Here is a 16,994-nt window from a genome sequence, read left to right as displayed (position 1 = left end):
GTCAGAACTCCAGCAGCACCGTGAACGGGCCGTCGTTGGTGAGCGACACCTTCATGTCCGCGCCGAACCGGCCGGTGGCGACCGTCGCGCCCAGCGCGCGGAGCTGGGCGACGACCTCGTCGACCAGGGGTTCGGCCACGGGCCCGGGGGCCGCCGCGTTCCAGGTGGGGCGGCGGCCCTTGCGGGCGTCGCCGTAGAGGGTGAACTGGCTGACGACCAGCAGCGGCGCGTTCAGGTCGGAGCAGGACTTCTCGCCCTCGAGGATGCGCAGGGACCACAGCTTGCGCGCCATCAGCGCGGCCTGTTCCGGGCTGTCCTCGTGGGTCACGCCGACCAGGACGCACAGGCCCGGTCCCAGGATGGAGCCGACGACCTCGCCGTCGACGGTCACGCTTGCCTCGGTCACCCGCTGAGCCACTGCACGCATGCCCCCATTCTCCGGCACGCCCGCAGAGCGCCGGTTCGGGGGGCGTGCGTGATGTGTCCGTGCGCCCCTGCCTTGGTGACATCGGGGCCGTGCGCTGGGGATATGCGGCGGTCGTATTTATCACCGCGATTCGCCACGGGCCCGATCGGGTGCAGGCGTCGACGAACCTTCGACCGACGGTGGCACGATGCACCCGTGGGACACCAAGACGAGCTCGCTGCGCCTCCCGGGCCGGGACCCTCCGCGTCCGGCCCCGTCACGGTCGGGTCCGGCGGGGCACCCTGGGCCGTGGCCGCCCAGGCCGTTGCTTCCGAGGCCGTTGCTTCCCGGGCCGAGGCCGGTCCCGGAGGGGCCGGCCTCGGCGGGCTGAAGATGGACGAGCTGCGGACGCTGCGGCGCGAGGCCCAGCAGGAGGAGGCAGACCTCTCGTACCTGCGCCGCCTGCTCCAGGGCCGCGTCGACATCCTGCGCGCCGAACTCCGTCGACGCAGCGCGCTGGCCGAGGAGCCCGCGGACACCCTGCTGGAGCATCTGCCGGAGATCCTCGCCGACATCCCGTCCCAGGTCCGCCACTCGGCCCGGCATCTGACCGTCTCGACGCCGAGCAGCCGTCAGTACCGCGCGCTCGCGGACGAACTCATGGGCGACGCCCGGCTGGCGGACCTCACCGAGCAGAGCGACGAGCAGCTCGTCGCCGCCTGCCGCCGGTTCACCGCGCACGAGCGGGGCATCTCCCGGCGGCGTCACCGGTTGCAGCGGACGGTGGACGAGTGCAGCGCCGAGATCGCCCGCAGGTACCGTGAGGGGGAAGCACGCGTCGACGACCTGCTCTCCGGTGGGTGATCCCCGCCCGGGGGCCGGCTCCCTGGAAGGCTCCAAGGCACACCCACATGTCTGCTCCCACTGCATCCGCCTCCGCATCCGCCGCCTACGCCGCTGACCTGCCGGTTCTGGCCGAGGTGGTCCGGTCCGGCTTCGTCGAGGGCCACCACCGCGGTTCGCTGGTGATCCTCGCCGCCGACGGCAGCGTCGACTTCGCCCTCGGCGCCCCCGACCGCCCCGTCTTCCCGCGGTCCAGCAACAAGCCCATGCAGGCGACGGCGGTGCTCCGCACCGGCCTGGAGCTGGAGGGCGCGTACCTCGCCCTCGCGGCGGCGAGCCACTCTGCGGAAACGTTTCACCTCGACGCGGTGCGGAAGATCCTCGCCTCGGCCGACCTCGACGAGTCCGCACTCCAGACACCTCCCTCGCTCTCCCTGGACGAGGAAGAGGCCGAGGCGTGGATACGCGCCGGCGGCGAGCGTGAGCGCATCCTGATGGACTGCTCCGGCAAGCACGCGGCGATGCTCGCCGCCTGCGTCCGCAACGGCTGGGACACCGCGAGCTATCTCGCCGAGGACCACCCCGTCCAGGTGGAGGCCCGGGCCGCGCTGGAGGAGCTGAGCGGCGAGTCCGTCGCCGCCGTCGGCGTCGACGGCTGCGGCGCGCCGCTGATGGCGATCAGCCTGATCGGCCTCGCGCGCGCCTTCCGCGCGCACGTCCTGGCGGACCCCGGCACCCCCCAGCGCCGCGTCGCGGACGCGATGCGCGCCCACCCCGAGTACGTCGCCGGCACCCGCCGCATCGACACCTGGCTGATGCGCGCGGTCCCCGGGGCGATGGCCAAGATGGGCGCCGAGTCCGTCCAGGCCGTCGCCCTCCCGGACGGGCGCGCCCTCGCTTTCAAGATCGACGACGGCGCGAAGCGGGCCCTCGGCCCCGTCCTCGCCGCGGCCCTCCGCCGCATGGGCGTCACCGCCCAGGACGACACCCTCGCCCGCGTCGCCGCTTCCCCGCTCCTCGGCGGCGGCCTCCCCGTCGGCGAGGTCCGCGCGGCCTTCTAGCCCCGCGCCGAACGCCGAGCCCTTACCCGCAACGCCCGCCCCGCGCGGGGTACCACGCACGGCCCGGCCTCCGCGCACGGCCAGCCCCGCGCGTGAGGCCCGCCCCGCGCGGGTGATCGCCCACGGGCCGCTCCCGCGCACGGCCTGTCCCGCGCGGGTGATCGCCAGGGCCGGGCTCCGCGCGTAAGGCCCGCCTCCCGCGCAGGGCCCCCGGTGTAGTTGCCTGTCGCGCCGCTTGCCGACGGTGGCTCGCCCCAAGGCGCGCCTCGCCGCCCGGCCTTCGCGCGGGCCACTGCCCGTGCTCGCCCCCGCGTACCCCCGGGGGCAGCTCGCCTCCCGGGGACCGGCCCGCGTGGGGCGGTTCAGCACCTGTGCGCGGGGGAGTCCTCCGCCCGAGGCGTGCCCCCGCGCGCCGGTCTCCGCGGACGAGGCCGGTGCGGTCCCCGCAGGGGCGGGCGCTGGGCGGTGCGCGGAGGCTGGCGGGCGATGTGCCCGTCCGTGAACGGCATGGGGGTCAGCCCTCCGCGCCGGTGATGCGGCCGAAGGCTTCGAGGTTGCGGGTGGACTCGCCGCGCTTGACGCGCCACTCCCATTCGCGGCGGATCGCCGCCGCGAAGCCCAGTTCCAGGAGCTGGTTGAACGGCTCGTCCGCGTTCTCCAGGACCGTCCCCAGCAGGCGGTCGATCTCGTCCGCCGTCACCGCGGCCAGCGGCAGCCGGCCGACCAGGTAGACATCCCCGAGGCGGTCCAGCGCATAGCTCAGCCCGTAGATGCGGGTATTCCGCTCCAGCAGCCAGCGGTAGAACTCCTCGAAGTTCTCGTCCGGCCGGCGCACCACGAACGCGTTCAGCGACAGCGTCTGCTCGCCGACGCGCAGCGAGCACGTCGTCGAGAGCTTGCGCGTGCCCGGCAGCTGGACCACGAAGGTCCAGGCGTCGCCGGAGGGCTGCTCCCAGGCGACGCCGGACTCGTCCAGCGCCGCGCGCAGCACCTCGGCGACGCCCTCGCGACTCTCGCGGCTGATCTCTTCACCCATGCCGGGCACGTTACCGCGCGGTCACCGCACCGTCGCCGCCGCCATCCCGCGCGCCTGCGCGGCGCGCGTCCGCGCGATCGAGTCGGCGTACAGCTCGGCGGTGGCGCGCGCGGCCGTGTCCCAGCCGAAGGCGCGGGCGTGGCGTGCGGCGGCCGCGCCCATCCGTGCGCCCAGCTCGGGCTGGTCGACGAAACGGCGCAGCGTCCGCGCCCAGGCCCGAGGGTCGTGCCCGTGGACGAGGAACCCGGTCTCGCCGTCGCGGACCGCGACCGGCAGGCCGCCGACCGCCGCCGCGACGACCGGCGTGCCGCAGGCCTGCGCCTCCAGGGCCACCAGGCCGAAGGACTCGCTGTAGGAGGGCATCACCAGCGCCGTCGCCGCGCGGTACCAGTCGGCGAGCGCGGCCTGGCCGACCGGCGGCTGGAAGCGGATGACGTCGCAGACGCCGAGCTGCGCCGCGAGCTTCTGCAGCGCCTCGGGCTTGGCGAGGCCGCTGCCGCTGGGGCCGCCCACGATCGGGACGACGATGCGTTCGCGCAGTTCGGGGGATTCGTCCAGCAGCTGCGCGACCGCGCGGACGAGCACGTCGGGAGCCTTGAGGGGCTGTATTCGTCCGGCGAACAGCAGCACCACGGCGTCCTGCGGCAGACCGAGCCGTGCCCGGATCTCCCGCACCCGGGCCGCCTCCGCGGCCGGATCCGCGGCGAGGTCGCTCACGGCGTCCCCGACGGGCCCGGTCGGTGTGGCCGTCGCGGGACGGAAGACCTCCAGGTTCACGCCGGGGTGGACGACGGAGAGCTGCCCACGGAGAGCGCCGTAGTGCTCGGCGAGCTGCTCGGCCTCCTCGTCGGTGTTGGCGATCAGCCGGTCCGCCGCGGCGACGACCTGCGACTCGCCGATGACGCGCGCCGCGGGCTCCGGCGTGTCGCCGACGGCCAGGGAGGCGTTCTTGACCTTGGCCATGGTGTGCATGGTGTGCACCAGCGGCACGCCCCAGCGGTCCGCGGCCAGCCAGCCGACCTGGCCGGAGAGCCAGTAGTGCGAGTGCACGACGTCGTAGTGGCCGGGACGGTGCCCGGCCTCGGTGCGCAGCACACCGTGGGTGAAGGCGCACAGCTGAGCCGGCAGGTCCTCCTTCAGCAGGCCCTCGTACGGCCCGGCTGTGACGTGTCTCACCAGCACGCCGGGCGCGAGCTCGACCAGCGGGGGCAGCTCGGACGCCGTCGCGCGGGTGAAGATCTCCACCTCGGTGCCCAGCTCCGCCAGGCGCTTGGACAGCTCCACGATGTAGACGTTCATGCCCCCCGCGTCGCCGGTCCCCGGCTGGTGGAGGGGGGAGGTGTGCACGCTCAGCATGGCGACTCGGGCGGGCTGATGGGTCACCGCTCGTCCTCTTTCCGGTCCTGGGCCGTCCTGCACGTCCTTTGACACTGGTGCAACCGGACTGTCGGCCCAGCGATTCCCGCCCGCGTTCCACGGTACCGGGCGCTCACCCGGGGTGTCGGGCCGGCGGTCGCCCGGATACGCTGCGTGACATGAGTGCGGCGGCTGGAACGGGAGCGGGAACGCGAGCCGGGGCGGGGGCGAGGGCGGCGAAGGGCGGAAAACCCGTCGGCGCGATCACCCGGGGCACGACCAACCCGAACCGGCTCCGCCGCCAGGACCGCTGGATCGCCCACGCGCTCGGGCCCGCCCTGCGGCACGCCGGCAGCGCACCGGTCGTGGTGGACCTCGGGTACGGCGCGGCCCCGTGGACGGCCGTCGAGTTGTTCGACCGCCTGCGGGCGGTGCGCGCGGACGTCCGGATGGTCGGCATCGAGATCGAGCCGGACCGCGTCGCCGCGGCGCAGCGGGTGGCCAGTCCGCCGGCGCTCACCTTCCGCCGGGGCGGTTTCGAGGTCCCGCTGGACGGCGGCGAGCGCCCGCTGCTGATCCGGGCGGCGAACGTGCTCCGCCAGTACGACGAGGACGAGGTCACTGCGGCGTGGCAGCGGCTGTGCGCGCGACTCGCCCCCGACGGGCTGCTGGTCGAGGGCACGTGCGACGAGATCGGGCGCAAGCAGGCCTGGGTCGCGCTCGGCCCCGAGGGGCCACGCACGCTGACCCTCTCCGCGCACCTCGCGTCGCTCGAACGCCCCTCGGACCTGGCCGAGCGCCTGCCGAAGGCGCTCATCCACCGGAACGTGCCGGGCGAGCCGGTCCACTCCCTGCTCCGCGACCTCGACCGCGCCTGGGCGGCGGCGGCGCCCTACGCGGACTTCGGCGTGCGCCAGCGCTGGCTGGCCACGACCCGTGCGGTCGCGGGCTCCTGGCCGCTCACCGACACCCAGGCGCGCCACCGCCTCGGCGAACTGACCCTCCGTTGGGACGCCGTCGCCCCGAGTTGAGCCCACCACCGGCCCTCCACCCGCTCGCTGTGCCGTCGTTGCGGCGCGCGTAGCCGCGCGGGCGCCGGGGGCGACCTGCCGGGCCGGGCGCCGCCACGGCCGTGCCCGAGCGCCGTGTTGCACGCCACGCCCCATCGCCGGCTGGTCGACTGGGCGACTGGGCGACTGACCTGCCGGGTCGCCTGGCTGCCGGATCACGCAGCGCCGGGTCGCCTGGCTGCCGGATGACGGGGTCACCGGGGCGCGCCGGGCCAGGAAGCTGTCGGGTCGCCGCGCCGTCGCGGGCGCGACCTGTCGCCCTACCGCCCGCGTTCCGGCCGCCTGCCGCCTGCCGCCTGTCGCCTTGCCGTCCGCGTTCCTGCCGCCCGCCGCTCGGCCGCCTGCCGTCCGCGTTCCTGCCGCCCGCCGCCCGCCGCCCGGCGCCTGCCGTCCGCCGCCAGGCCGTCGGGGCAGCCTCGCAACACGGCCTCTCCCGCCCCTGGTGAACTGCCCCGTCCCGTGGCACGATCCCAGCAATCTATCTGACGCAGCGTCAGAATTGCTCCGGGCTCGGAGGATGCCGTGCCGCGCACTCGTCGTTGGAACCTCGCCCTCCTCGCCTGCGCCTCGCTGGCGCTGACGCCTGTCGCCGCCCCGTCCGCGCAGGCCGCTCCTGTCCCCGCCCTCGCTCCCGCTGCCGCTCCCGAAGTCCACGGCTCGAGGCTCGCCGCGCTCCAGTCGGAGATCGCATCCCTCTACCAGCAGGCCGAAAGCGCCACCGCCGCCTACGACGCCGCCACCCAGGCCATCACACGGGAGCAGGCGCAGATCCTCGCTCTGGCGCGTGCGATCGTCGCCGAGCAGGCCCAGGTGGACCAGCTCACCTCCCTCGTCGGGCAGATCGCCGCCGGCCAGTACAACGGCGACGCCCTCGGCGGGAACCAGACGCTGCAACTCCTGCTTGCCCGGGACCCGCAGCAGTACCTCGCCCAACTGCCCCTCGCCTCACAGGCGATGACGTCCGCCGCGACCACCCTTCAGCAGTTGCGGCAGGCGAAGGCCACGCTCACCGGCTACGGCGGGCAGGCCACCGCGGCCTGGGAGATCCTGGCCAAGGACCAGGGCGCGGCGGCGGGGGCTGTCGCCGCGATCAAGGCGCGCCTCGCCCGCGCCCAGGCGCTGCTCGCCTCCCTCTCCGGCCCCGAACTCGTCGCGTTCCAGCAGCTCCAGGCGCAGACCGCGTACGCCGCCCAGATGGCGTGGCGCGGCTCGCTCACGGCTGCCGAGCTCTCGCGGCGGGCGACCGGCGCCGCACAGGCGGCCATCGCCTATGCGGTGGCGCAGATCGGCAAGCCGTACCTGTGGGGTGCCACCGGGCCGAGGAGCTTCGACTGCTCGGGGCTGACCATGCGGGCCTGGCAGGCCGCCGGCGTCGACATCCCCCGGACCTCGCAGGACCAGTGGGCGCAGCTGCGCCACGTTCCCGTCGCCGACCTGCGGCCCGGCGATCTCATCGTCTACTTCCACGGCGCGACGCACGTCGCGCTCTACGTCGGCGACGGGGCGATCATCCAGGCTCCGCACCCCGGTGGGGTGGTGGAGCTGGCCGCCGCCGGCTCGATGCCCATTCTCGGTGTGCTGAGACCCGACTGACGAGATCGCAAAGAGTAAGTTCACTCGAACGAGCTATCGAATACCCATGGTGGATTGACGCACCATCAGTCCACCATGGGTCCGTGCGACAACTCCTGCAACACCCGCTCGAAGACGCCGTAGGCGTCCGCCCCGAACAGCACGAACCTGGCTTCGTCGATCGCCTCCCCGAGGCCCCCCGTCCTCCCCAGTTCCAGCGTCTCGCTGAGTGCGATCCGCGCCGCGCTCTCCATCGGCCAGCCGTAGACCCCGGTCGAGACCGCCGGCAGGGCCACACTGCGCGCACCGAGCTCCGTCGCGATCCGCAGCGACTCGCGATAGCAGGAGGCGAGCAACTCCGTCCGTCGGGTGAGCTCCGCCGCCGCGTCATGCGGCTGCGGGTAGACCGGCCCCACCGTGTGGATCACCCAACGGGCCGCCAGCAGTCCCCCGGTCGTGGCCACCGCCTGACCGGTCGGCAGGCCCTTGCCGTAGTGCCCCGCACGCAGCGCGCGGCACTCCTCGAGGATCTCCGGGCCGCCGGCCCGGTGGATCGCCCCGTCCACCCCACCGCCGCCCAGCAACGAGGAGTTCGCCGCATTGACGATCGCGTCCACCTGCTGCCGGGTGATGTCACCCTCGATCAGCGTGATCTCCATCACGGGCTCCCTTCAGTCGTTCGCACCGTACCGAGGCGCGAGGCGCCTCCGCATCCGCGGTACCGCCCAAGCGGGGTACGGGATCTGGCCCGTCAGACCGCTGTCGGGGCCGTCACTCGGGTGCCACGGGGATGGGGAGGCTTCGTGGAGCTCACGTACGGGTCGAGAGGATGCCGCCGGAACATGGTGTTGGGTGGGCACTGCGTACGCCGCCCAGCCGTTAGCGACTCGGAGGGAGGGAGATAGCCGATGTCCGCCCAAACCGGAGCTGCTTCCAGTGCAGCCGGTCAACAGCGTTCCGCAGGCGCGCCGATACCGCGCCCGCGTCTCTCCGGTGCTGCCTCCGCCAAGTCCGGCGCGGCCACCGAGGCGGCGCCCACGGACGAGCCTCGCACGAACGGCACGCGCGCCGCTGACGCCCGTGCGCTCGAAGCCCGTGCCGTCGAAGCCCGTCTGGCTGAAGCTCGTGCCGCCGAGGCTCGGGCCGAGGCCGCTCGTGCGGGTGCGGCCCGCGCCGGTGCCGCGTCCGCGCACCCGGCCAACCTCGCCGCGCACCCGCGTCCGGCCGGAGCCGCCCCGCCGCTCTCGGTGCTGCTGATCGAGGCCGACGACGCGGGCGCCGAGTCGGTCCGCAACCTGCTCGCCGAGCTCGGCTCCGAGGTGGCCTTCCGTTGGGCGCGCAGCCTCGGCGAGGCCCTGCCGCTGCTCGGCCACGACACCGCCTGCGTCCTGCTGGATCTGGAACTGCCGGATTCCAGCGGCCTGGAGGACATCCGCGCGCTGCTCCGCCGCGCCCCCCATACGGCCGTCCTCGCCGTGACCGGCACGGTCGACGTCCAGCTCGGTGCGGCCGCTGTCGCCGCCGGAGCCCAGGATTTCCTGGTCAAGCAGGAGATGGACGGCCGGCTGCTGACCCGGGCCGTGCGCTACGCCGTGGAACGCAAGCGCGCCGACGAGTCGCAGCGCCGCCTGGTCGAGGCGGAGCTGCGCGGACAGGAGAACGCGCGCCTCCAGCGCCACCTGCTGCCCACCCCGCTCCTCGACGGCTCGGGCCTCACCTTCCAGGCCCGTTACCGGCCGGGTCGCCGCCGCGCCCTGCTCGGCGGGGATTTCTACGACGCCGTCCGCACCCCCGACGGCACGGTGCACGTCGTCATAGGCGACGTCTGCGGCCACGGTCCGGACGAGGCCGCGCTCGGCGTCGCGCTGCGGATCGCCTGGCGCACCCTGGTCTTCGCCGGTCTGACCGGCGACGCTCTGCTCTCCAACCTCCAGCGGGTGCTGGAGCACGAGCGTCGCAGCGAGGAGATCTTCGCGACGCTGTGCATGCTCGCCATCCGCCCGGACGCCGACGTGGCCGAGCTGCACCTGGCCGGCCACCCGGCGCCGCTGCTGCTGCGCGAGCAGGTCGCGCCCGTGCTGCTGCCCTTCGAGGAGGCCGGCCCCGCGCTCGGCCTGCTCGCCGACGGTCACGGCCACTGGCCGCCCGCCAAGGTCGAGCTGGGCGAGAACTGGGCACTGATGCTCTACACCGACGGCCTGATCGAGGGCCGGATAGGCGCCGGCACCCGCCGCCTGGGTCAGGAGGGGCTGATCGACATGATCAGCGACCACCACCAGCAGGGCGGTCTGCGTGACGCGCGGCTGATCGACACCGCCATGTCCGAGGTCGAGGACCTCAACGGCGGCGCGCTCGCCGACGACGTCGCGGTGCTACTGCTCACCAAGGCCCGTACGGCCCCATGTGATCGTGCTTCTTCTGGCCCTTCCGGCCGCCCCGGGGCGGCGTGACCCGCTTGATCGCGGGCCGCACGTCCACCATGTAGACGATCGAGGCCACCAGCCCGATCAGCCCGAGGAAGAGCCCCAGACCGGGGACGAAGCTGACGGCCGTGCCGACGGCCAGGATGATCAGCCAGAACGGCTTGGTCTGCTTGTCGGCGGCGCGGTAGGCGTCCTCGCGGCGGAAGGCCGCGTCGATCAGGGTGAACACCTTGAACGCCACGAGCGCGAGCATCACCCAGCCCAGGAGCGTGCCGAACGCGTCCGTGAGCGTCCCGTAGGCGGCCAGCTGGTTCATCGCCACTCCTTGTTGCGTGAGCATCCTGGTGACTGGCTCATCGTGTCACGAGAACGGCTGGGGCACGCGGTACGTGCCCCAGCCGTTTCACACTCTGCCGACCTTCGGCTGACGCTCAGCCGTTCGCGCGCGGCTTGCGCGCGGCGGACTTGCGCGCCGGCTTCGGCGCGGACGCCTCGGCGTCGGCGGCGGGCGCCTCAGTCTTCGGCGCCTCGGGCTCCTCCTCGGTCTCGGCGGCGAACACGTCCGCCTTCGCCACCGGCGCGGCGTGCCCGTTCGACGCCTCGATGGCGGGCTCCGCGTCGGCCCCGGCCTCGGCGCCGTTGAACTGGCGGTCAACGACGATCTTGCCGCGCGTCGCGAGCTCGTCGTACGCCTCGCGCGCCTTGACGGCGAACTCCGCCGCCCGGCCCACACCCTGCAGTGCCAGGCCCTGGGCCTTCTCCTGCAGCGACTTCAGGTCGGTCGGCAGCGTCTGCACGGCCTCGGTGACCTTGGCCTGCGCGCCGTTCAGTCGCGTCTGCGCCTCGCCGAGCCGCGCGGCGGCCTTCTCCTGCGCGGCCTTGCGGTCCGCGGCGAGCGCGGCGGCGAGTTCGGGCACGGTCTTGAGCTTCTCCACCGCCAGGTCGCCGGCGCCGGCGAGCGCGTAGAGAGGAGTCGGGTCGGACAGGGTCTTACGGAGGTCCTCAGCGATCGCCATCGGAAATCCTCCCCTTCTGTGCGTTCTCTTCTAGGGTCTGCGGCTCGTCTGGGTCGGTGTTCGCGTCCCCGGCCTGTTGCTGGACGTCGTTCTCCTTGAGGAACGTGTCGTACACGGCGAGCAGCGCCTGCTTCTGCCGCTCGTTGATCAGCGGGTCGGCGAGGATCGCCGTCCTCAGCCCGAGCCCGTGCTCCTCACGCTCCTCGAGAATCCCCGCCTGTACGTAGAGGGTCTCCGCAGAGATCCTCAGTGCCTTCGCGATCTGCTGCAGAATCTCCGCGCTGGGCTTGCGCAGCCCGCGCTCGATCTGACTCAGATAAGGATTCGACACCCCTGCGGCATCCGCGAGCTGACGCAGCGAATACTGCGCATGCCGCCGCTGCTCCCGGATGTACTCGCCGAGTGACCCGACGTTCAGTGAGGCCATGCCCCCATGCTGCCTCGCCCTGCTTGCAATTGCAAGCAGCCTGCTAACTCGCGCATGCGCGTGTCGCGGGGCCGCTGCTGGGCAGGGCAGGTCAGCGCAGGTCGATCGTGGCGGATCCGAGGCTTCAGCACTTCGGGTGAATCGGCGTCGGCAAAAACGTTTGCCCAGTTCAGCGGCCATATGGTGGTCTTGGCCACATGGACGACGACCTCACACTCGCGCTCTTCGACCGGCAGATGCGGCGCGAGGCGCGGCCTGATCACGCGCTGAGCCGCGTGGAGCGGGTCGGGGACGTGGTGCGGCAGGTCGGGCCGGGGGAGATGTGGAACGGGGTGCTCTGGTCCGCGCTGGATGAGGTCGGCGCGGACGCGGCCATCGCGCGGCAGGTGGCGGAGTACGGGGCGCGGCCCGACGTGGAGAGCTTCGAGTGGAAGCTGTACAGCCACGACCGCCCCCTCGACCTCGGGGCGCGGCTGGCGGCGGCCGGGTTCGAGGCCGGTGAGGCGGAGGCGCTGATGGTCGCCGAGGCCGAGGCGATCGCCGCGATCGAGGCGCCGCTGCCCGAGGGGGTGGAGCTGGTGCAGGTCACCGACGCCGACGGGGCGGAGCTCGTGGGGGCCGTGCACGACCAGGCGTTCTCCGTCGGCACCGGGGCCCGCGTCACGACGCGTCTGCTGGCCCAGTTGGAGGCCGCGCCCGAGAGCGTGCTGGCGCTGGTCGTCATGGCCGGGGAGCAGCCGGTCTGTGCTGCGCGGATGGACTTCAACGAGGGCACGGCCTTCGCCGGCCTCTGGGGCGGCGGCACGGTCGCCGAGTGGCGCGGTCGCGGGATCTACCGCGCGCTGATCGCCCACCGGGCGCGGGTGGCGGTGGAACGCGGCTACCGCTACCTCTTCGTCGACGCCTCCGACCAGAGCCGCCCGATCCTGGCCCGCCTCGGCTTCGCGCAACTCGCCACGACGACCCCGTACGAGTACCGGCTCCGCTAGACGAGACCGGGACGGGGACGGGGACGGGGACCGAGACCGGGACCGGCACCGGCACCGGCGCACCGGAGAGCGGGTGGCGGCTTCCGTGGCGGTGGCGGCTTCGCTACCCTCCACAGCGTTCGACCGCCGATCGCACGGAGTGGAGCAGCCCGCCCCATGGAGCACCAGGAGAACGCGCCCTCCACCGTCGGGGAGGGGCAGGCCGCCCCCATCCCTGCCCAGGCCTCGCCGTCGGACGCGCAGCAGGCCGCGGCCCCCGCCCCCGCCGTGACGACGTGTTACCGCCACCCGGACCGCGAGTGCTACGTCCGCTGCACCCGTTGCGACCGCTTCATCTGCCCGGACTGCATGCGCGCGGCCTCCGTCGGCTTCCACTGCCCGGACTGCGTCAGGCAGGGCGTGAAGTCGCAGCGGCAGGCGCGGACGGTGTTCGGCGGGCGGATCGCCGGCGTGACGCCGGTGGCGACGATCACGCTGATCCTGCTCAACGTGCTGGCCTTCGCCGGGGAGCTGCGGGACAACGCGCTCATCGACCGGTTCGCCGAGGTGGGGCGCGGCTTCACGGACTCGGACGGCCGGGTGTACACGTGGACGGGCGGCGTGCCGGACGGCTTCCACGCCGCGGGCGTCGCGCACGGCGAGTGGTACCGGTTGCTGACCTCCGCGTTCCTGCACCTGCTGCCCACCCAGGGCGTGCTCGGGATCACGCACATCCTGTTCAACATGATGTGGCTGTGGCGGCTCGGTCCGGTGATGGAGGCGCAGCTGGGCCGTGTCCGGTACGTCACGCTCTACCTGGTCGCCGCGGTCGGCGGCTCCACCGCCGTCTACGTGCTGGCGCCGGAGTCGCTGGCCATCGGAGCCTCCGGGGCGATCTTCGGACTGGTCGGCGGCTACTGGGTGATGAGCCGTCGGCTGCGCAACGACCCGCTGGGCGGCAACGGACTGCTGGTCATGTTCGTGCTCTGGATGGTGCTCTCGGCCGGGTTCGACTCCTGGCAGGGGCACCTCGGCGGCCTGCTCGCCGGCCTGGCGGTCGGCACCGGCTTCGCCTTCGCGCCGCGCGGCAAGGCGCGGCCGTGGGTGCAGGCGGGCGCGGTCGTGCTGGTCTGCGCGGTGCTGGTCGCGCTGGTGCTGTGGGAGACGAGCAGGATCGGGGCGATCTGATCCACGGTGAGCTCGGAAATGAGATGAGCTGAACGCGGCGACGGGCCGGGTGGCGGGTGCCACCCGGCCCGTCGTCTTCCCGGCACGCGACCGGCCGTCACCCGTGGTGGTGTCCGCCACCGCCGCCGAAGTCGGAGGAGCCGGTCGAGCCGGACCAGGACGAGCCGCTGTCGTGATGCCCGCCGTGGTGGTGGCCGCCGTCATGATGGCCGCCGCCGTCCCATCCGTGGTGGCCGCCGTGGTGGTTGTGACGGTGGCCCTGGTGGCTGTGATGGCCGTGGTGGCCGTCGGTCGGCAGGCCCGCGTCCGGGTCCGGCAGGTACGCGAGCCCGTCGCGTCGCACGGCACCCGGTCCGCCCGGCCGACCGGCTCCACCGGTCCTGCCCCTCAGGCCCAGAAGGCTCCGGAGCAGGCCGCCCACCACCAGCACCAGGCACACCGCCACGAACACGAAACACAACGTCAGCATCTCTTGCTCCCCCTCGCGACATCGGGTCGTGAGGGCACTGTGCCCCGCCCGCGAGCGCCCGACAACACAGTTGATCGAGATATGAGCTTCGCCGCCGCAGACTCTCTTGAACGTGTTCAAAAAGCTGCTACAGTCCTTCTCGAACAGTGAATTGAACGTGTTCAACTATGGTCGGAGGGCTGTGCCGCAATGAACACCACTGTCGTCACTTACGTCGTCTACCTGGCCTTGAGCCTCTCGCTCACCGTCTGGGTGGGCCGGACCCTGAGCCGGGCGGGGAGGGTCTTCCTGGCCGACGTCTTCCACGGGAACGACAAGCTCGCCGAGGCCGTCAACCACCTGCTCGTGGTCGGCTTCTACCTGGTCAACCTGGGCTTCGTCGCGCTGTGGCTGCGCGTCGGGGACAACGACGTCCGGGACGTGGCGGGGATCTTCCGGGCCCTGTCCTACAAGGTCGGCACGGTCCTGCTCGTGCTCGGCGTGATGCACCTGGTCAACGTCTACGTGCTGAACCGCTTCCGGACCGGTGCGCGGCTGCGCGGCGAGCAGCGGCCGCCGACCCCGCCGACCGGCTGGACCGTGCCCGCCCCGCCGGTCGCCCCGCCGGTCGCCCCGCAGGTCTGAGCGATGAGCGACGCCGTGACACCGACAGCCGAGCCCGCCGCGGACCGGGGCTCCGGCGACGCCCCGGTCCGCCGGCTGACGGTCCTGTCGGACCCCGACTGCCCGCTCTGCCGCTCCCTGCGCGGTTGGCTGGAGCGCCAACGGCAGCTGGTCCCGCTGGAGTTCGTCGACGTGGGTTCAGCGGCGGCGCGGGCCGCGTTTCCGCAGCTGGACCAGCGGCGGGCCGCCGGGGAGATCACCGTGGTCGGCGACGCCGGCCAGGTCTACGAAGGTCCGGCCGCGTGGATCGCGTGCCTGTGGGCGCTGGACGACTACCGCGCCACCGCGCACCGGCTCAACACACCGGCCGGCGCGCCGTTGGCCCGGGCGGCGGTGTTGGCGGCGGCCAGGGGACGGAAGTTCCTGACCCGCCGGCGGCGGAGGCAGGGGAAAGGGGGGCAGGTGCAAGGAGAGCGGATGACTGGAACGGCGTCGGCGTCGGCGGACGTCGGCCCGGACGTGGACGTGGACGGTGATCCGTCCTGCGGCGCGGAGTGCCGTGCGTGGTCCGGATAGCCTCGATCCGTGACCGACGACCTGCCTGCCCAGCCCGCCGCCGAGGGCGCCCGGCCCGCCGAGAGCGCCCCGGCCGCCGAGAATGCGAAGACGGCGAAGAGCGAGCGCACCCGTGCGCTGATCCTGGAGACCGCGATGCGGCTCTTCAAGGAACGGGGCTACGAGAAGACCACGATGCGGGCGATCGCTGCGGAGGCAGGGGTCTCGGTCGGTAACGCGTACTACTACTACGAGGGCAAGGAATTCCTGATCCAGGGGTTCTACGACCGGATGACGCACGAGCACCTGGTCGAGGCCCGCGCCCGGATGGCGGGGAGGACCGACTTCACGGAGCGGCTGGCCATCGCGCTGGAGTCGTGGATCGACTGCGCGGAGCCGTACCACGAGTTCGCGGCGCAGTTCTTCCGCACGGCGGCCGACCCGAACAGCGCGCTGAGCCCCTTCTCCAACGAATCCCACCCGGCCCGCGCGACGGCCGTCCAGCTCTTCCGCGAGGTGCTGGACGGTTCGGACCTCGCCCCGAAGATCGACCCCGAGCTGGACGAGCTGCTCCCCGACCTGCTCTGGCTGCACCTCATGGTCGTCGTCCTGTACTGGGTCTTCGACCGCACCGACGACACCGAGCGCACCCGCGCCTTCGTGCGGCGCTGCTCGCCGTTCGTCGCCAAGCTCGTCACCCTGTCGCGCTACCGGGTCTTCCGCCCGCTGGTCCGCGACGCGGTGGACATGGTCAAGGAGTTCGTCCTGCCGACCATCGGCCGCACCGCGGTCTCGAAGTCGCCGGAGCCCGCCGCGGCCGAGGACGGCACCAGGCGGAGGCGACGCGCCAAGGACTGAGCGGGGCCGTGGTAGACCCCTTACGCCTCGCCCGGCTCCCGTCGCCGGATGCGGAGTCGACCCGATCGCAGCGGGCACAGGAAGTCGGGTGCCGAGCACCGGAGCATTCCTAGGGTCGACGACAAGGAAAGAGCGAGGAAGGACGCCCGTGCTCGAGTCGCTGAACGGCACCCTGGAGTACATCGAGGATCACCTTCGGGAGCCGGTCGACGTCGGCGAGTTGGCGCGGATGGCGCTGACCTCGGAGTACCACCTGCGGCGGATGTTCTCCGCGTTGGCCGGGATGCCGCTGTCGGAGTACATCCGGCGCCGGCGGCTGACGATGGCCGGGGCCGAGGTGGTGGCCGGGGAGCGGACCTTGCTCGACATCGCGGTGCGCTACGGCTACGGCTCCGGTGAGGCGTTCGCACGGGCGTTCCGCGCGATGCACGGGGTGGGGCCGAGCGAGGCGCGAAAAGGCGGCCTCGCGCTGCGGTCGCAGCCGCGGATGTCCTTCCGGCTCGTCGTCGAGGGAAGGAGCCCCATGCAGTACCGGATCGTGACGAAGGACCGGTTCACGGTGGTGGGCCGGATGGCCACCGTTCCGCAGATCCACCAGGGCGTGAACCCGCACATCATGGAGATGATCAAGGCGATCGAGCCGGACACCATGGCCAGGATCGCCGGGCTGTCGGATCAGGAGCCGAGCGGCGTCATCTCCGTCACGCTGCCGCACGACGCGGAGAACCACGAGGAGGGCAGCCCGCTCGACTACTACCACGCGGTCGTCGCCAGTCCCGAGAGTGCGGGGAGCGAGGCCGCGGCCGGCCTCGACGTGCTGACACAGGAGGCGGGTCTGTGGGCGGTGTTCACCGCCATCGGCGACTTCCCCGCCGCGCTGCAGCGGATGTGGGGCGACGTCTACAGCGAGTGGTTCCCGTCCAACCCCTACCGGCACCGCCCGGGGCCGACGCTGCTGAAGGTCGGCGCCGACCCCGACGGCGGGGGTGCGCTCGCGGAGCTGTGGGTCGCCGTCGAGCCGGAGGAGTGAGCGCCCAGGACCCGGGCAGTGCGCGACCCCGGCGTGCGCGACCTGGCGGCCAGGATTCGGGCGGGCAGGACTGAGCGGCGCGGGACCGGCCGCGCAGGACTGCGTGCGTGGGA

19 protein-coding genes are annotated in these 16,994 nt (G+C 73.0%); 11 read left to right on the top strand and 8 right to left on the bottom strand.

All coding sequences use genetic code 11. The features are described 5' to 3' along the window. Position 1: 1 nt before the first annotated feature. Entirely contained in the window at positions 2-427 is a 426-nt protein-coding gene (gene dtd, locus TR50_RS02465; RefSeq protein WP_042413065.1) for a D-aminoacyl-tRNA deacylase, read from the bottom strand. Between the two features lie 195 nt (positions 428-622). Here dtd and TR50_RS02460 point away from each other — a divergent pair, with 195 nt between their 5' ends. Both TR50_RS02460 and TR50_RS02455 read left to right on the top strand, forming a co-directional pair. Then, a complete protein-coding gene (locus TR50_RS02460) occupies positions 623-1,270 on the top strand; it encodes an RsiG family protein (protein ID WP_042413064.1) in 648 nt (215 codons plus the stop codon). Between the two features lie 47 nt (positions 1,271-1,317). Next, complete coding sequence (locus tag TR50_RS02455; protein WP_042413062.1) at positions 1,318-2,310, top strand: asparaginase; 993 nt, start codon at positions 1,318-1,320, stop codon at positions 2,308-2,310. Positions 2,311-2,824: 514 nt separating this feature from the next. Here the strand turns inward: TR50_RS02455 and TR50_RS02450 are convergent. Both TR50_RS02450 and TR50_RS02445 read right to left on the bottom strand, forming a co-directional pair. Next, the gene (locus TR50_RS02450) at positions 2,825-3,346 is read right to left on the bottom strand and encodes a type III secretion system chaperone family protein (protein WP_084699649.1); all 522 of its coding nucleotides are present in this window, start codon (positions 3,344-3,346) and stop codon (positions 2,825-2,827) included. 21 nt (positions 3,347-3,367) lie between these two features. Continuing rightward, a complete protein-coding gene (locus TR50_RS02445) occupies positions 3,368-4,702 on the bottom strand; it encodes a glycosyltransferase (RefSeq protein ID WP_084699648.1) in 1,335 nt (444 codons plus the stop codon). Between the two features lie 179 nt (positions 4,703-4,881). Here TR50_RS02445 and TR50_RS02440 point away from each other — a divergent pair, with 179 nt between their 5' ends. Beyond that, positions 4,882-5,733 carry a class I SAM-dependent methyltransferase gene (locus TR50_RS02440; protein ID WP_236654200.1) on the top strand — a complete coding sequence of 284 codons (852 nt, stop codon included), beginning with the start codon at positions 4,882-4,884 and terminating at the stop codon, positions 5,731-5,733. A 561-nt stretch (positions 5,734-6,294) separates the two neighbouring features. Beyond that, entirely contained in the window at positions 6,295-7,365 is a 1,071-nt protein-coding gene (locus TR50_RS02435) for a C40 family peptidase (protein WP_042413058.1), read from the top strand. 65 nt (positions 7,366-7,430) lie between these two features. Here the strand turns inward: TR50_RS02435 and TR50_RS02430 are convergent, their stop codons facing one another. Further along, entirely contained in the window at positions 7,431-8,006 is a 576-nt protein-coding gene (locus tag TR50_RS02430; RefSeq protein ID WP_042413056.1) for an O-acetyl-ADP-ribose deacetylase, read from the bottom strand. Between the two features lie 246 nt (positions 8,007-8,252). Between TR50_RS02430 and TR50_RS02425 the strand changes: the two genes are divergently transcribed. Next, the gene (locus tag TR50_RS02425; protein WP_084699647.1) at positions 8,253-9,794 is read left to right on the top strand and encodes a PP2C family protein-serine/threonine phosphatase; all 1,542 of its coding nucleotides are present in this window, start codon (positions 8,253-8,255) and stop codon (positions 9,792-9,794) included. On the opposite strand, the gene TR50_RS02420 is transcribed toward TR50_RS02425, so the two are convergent. From TR50_RS02420 to TR50_RS02410, 3 genes are all read right to left on the bottom strand, one after another. Continuing rightward, complete coding sequence (locus TR50_RS02420) at positions 9,724-10,083, bottom strand: DUF2516 family protein (RefSeq protein WP_042413049.1); 360 nt, start codon at positions 10,081-10,083, stop codon at positions 9,724-9,726. The two genes, TR50_RS02425 and TR50_RS02420, sit on opposite strands and share 71 nt — an antisense overlap. 115 nt (positions 10,084-10,198) lie before the next feature. Then, positions 10,199-10,783, bottom strand: coding sequence for a hypothetical protein (locus TR50_RS02415; protein WP_042413047.1), 585 nt, complete (start codon positions 10,781-10,783; stop codon positions 10,199-10,201). After that, positions 10,770-11,210, bottom strand: coding sequence for a helix-turn-helix domain-containing protein (locus TR50_RS02410; protein ID WP_042413044.1), 441 nt, complete (start codon positions 11,208-11,210; stop codon positions 10,770-10,772). Before TR50_RS02410 ends, TR50_RS02415 begins: the two co-directional genes overlap by 14 nt. 197 nt (positions 11,211-11,407) lie before the next feature. Here TR50_RS02410 and TR50_RS02405 point away from each other — a divergent pair, with 197 nt between their 5' ends. Continuing rightward, positions 11,408-12,199 (top strand): GNAT family N-acetyltransferase, encoded by a 792-nt coding sequence (locus TR50_RS02405; protein WP_042413042.1) that lies wholly within the window; start codon positions 11,408-11,410, stop codon positions 12,197-12,199. 156 nt (positions 12,200-12,355) lie between these two features. After that, positions 12,356-13,366 (top strand): rhomboid family intramembrane serine protease, encoded by a 1,011-nt coding sequence (locus TR50_RS02400; protein WP_084699646.1) that lies wholly within the window; start codon positions 12,356-12,358, stop codon positions 13,364-13,366. A gap of 97 nt (positions 13,367-13,463) precedes the next feature. Here the strand turns inward: TR50_RS02400 and TR50_RS46440 are convergent, their stop codons facing one another. Further along, positions 13,464-13,835: a hypothetical protein gene (locus TR50_RS46440; RefSeq protein WP_052440591.1), complete on the bottom strand. Its 372-nt coding sequence runs from the start codon at positions 13,833-13,835 to the stop codon at positions 13,464-13,466. A gap of 189 nt (positions 13,836-14,024) precedes the next feature. On the opposite strand from TR50_RS46440, the gene TR50_RS02390 reads away from it, so the two are divergent. From TR50_RS02390 to TR50_RS02375, 4 genes are all read left to right on the top strand, one after another. Next, positions 14,025-14,459: a hypothetical protein gene (locus TR50_RS02390; RefSeq protein ID WP_042413040.1), complete on the top strand. Its 435-nt coding sequence runs from the start codon at positions 14,025-14,027 to the stop codon at positions 14,457-14,459. Between the two features lie 3 nt (positions 14,460-14,462). Further along, a complete protein-coding gene (locus TR50_RS02385; protein ID WP_052440588.1) occupies positions 14,463-15,014 on the top strand; it encodes a thiol-disulfide oxidoreductase DCC family protein in 552 nt (183 codons plus the stop codon). A 9-nt stretch (positions 15,015-15,023) separates the two neighbouring features. Further along, complete coding sequence (locus TR50_RS02380) at positions 15,024-15,851, top strand: TetR/AcrR family transcriptional regulator (protein WP_236654199.1); 828 nt, start codon at positions 15,024-15,026, stop codon at positions 15,849-15,851. A gap of 148 nt (positions 15,852-15,999) precedes the next feature. Beyond that, on the top strand, positions 16,000-16,881 hold the full coding sequence (locus TR50_RS02375; RefSeq protein WP_042413038.1) for an AraC family transcriptional regulator: 882 nt from the start codon (positions 16,000-16,002) through the stop codon (positions 16,879-16,881). Positions 16,882-16,994: the final 113 nt, after the last annotated feature.

Source organism: Streptacidiphilus anmyonensis (genome assembly GCF_000787855.1).
Classification (GTDB): domain Bacteria; phylum Actinomycetota; class Actinomycetes; order Streptomycetales; family Streptomycetaceae; genus Streptacidiphilus; species Streptacidiphilus anmyonensis.
The sequence above is the reverse complement of the archived record's forward strand: the minus strand, read 5'-3'. Positions and strand labels throughout refer to the sequence as shown.